The sequence below is a fragment of the Roseibacillus ishigakijimensis genome (assembly GCF_016595415.1).
GTDB classification, from domain to species: Bacteria; Verrucomicrobiota; Verrucomicrobiia; order Verrucomicrobiales; family Akkermansiaceae; genus Roseibacillus; species Roseibacillus ishigakijimensis.
Genome location: NZ_JAENIO010000114.1, coordinates 1 through 822, shown reverse-complemented (window position 1 = coordinate 822; position 822 = coordinate 1). Strand labels below are relative to the sequence as shown.

At 46.6% G+C, this 822-nt stretch carries 2 protein-coding genes; both read left to right on the top strand.

What is annotated here, in order from left to right; all coding sequences use genetic code 11:
* On the top strand, nucleotides 1-289 hold a 289-nt coding region (locus tag JIN78_RS17420), incomplete at its 5' end, for a hypothetical protein (protein ID WP_234038067.1).
* Between the two features lie 192 nt (nucleotides 290-481).
* A complete protein-coding gene (locus JIN78_RS16795; RefSeq protein WP_200393153.1) occupies nucleotides 482-793 on the top strand; it encodes a hypothetical protein in 312 nt (103 codons plus the stop codon).
* Nucleotides 794-822 lie beyond the last annotated feature (29 nt).

Below are 822 nucleotides of genomic sequence, written 5' to 3'. Positions count from 1 at the left end.
CCTGGGTTTTGAATTCCTTGGTATAACGCTTACGGCCTTTCATGGCTTCAGTCTTCATTTGGTTAAGGCGTGGTCCAAGAAATTACCGCACCTCAAAATTCAGCTTCTGATCCGTCGTCAAACTTTAGTCGCAACCGATGCGAGCATGGAAAGTCTGAGGCTCCCAGCTCAGTTCGCTCAGCGTCGGCGAACTCTCGAATCCACTGAACGATCCGCTCCTTCCAGCGTTCCGGTAGATCAGCGTGATTCATTTTTTCGCATAACGTTAGAGCATAGCTGGCCGAGCTGACAACTCCCGAATAGACTAAAAATCGGGCAGCTTGCTGACCGCGAATGATCAAATCGCGCGGGTCCCGGTCAGCTACTGCGTTTTGTTCGCTAAGACATCTCTGACCAATATATCAAACCCAGTAAAATTGCCGAAATAATCCAAATTGGAACTAGAAAAATCGTCGATCGAGCACCAAATGCCCGTCCCATAATGTCTATGGACGCGATGATTCCAAGAGCCCAAGAAATACTGGAAGCTAACAATAGACAAGTAAGACCAACAGGGATCCAGAGCGCCCCCAGAAGTAAATCAGCGGTAATTTCTGCATCTTTTATCGTCGGTTTTGACCATAAACGCAATTTGAGACAAAACCGAACAATCGGATGCTCAAGAGAATCAAATTTGACAGAAGGGAGAATCAACATCGGGCAATTGCAGAATACACTCGCTTATTTTGAGCGAGATTATATGGTTGATGATTTGCCAGACCAGCACCTTTTCAAGGAAAAATGGCGTGCTTAGGATTTTCGTGGGCTATCCCGCAGCCACTT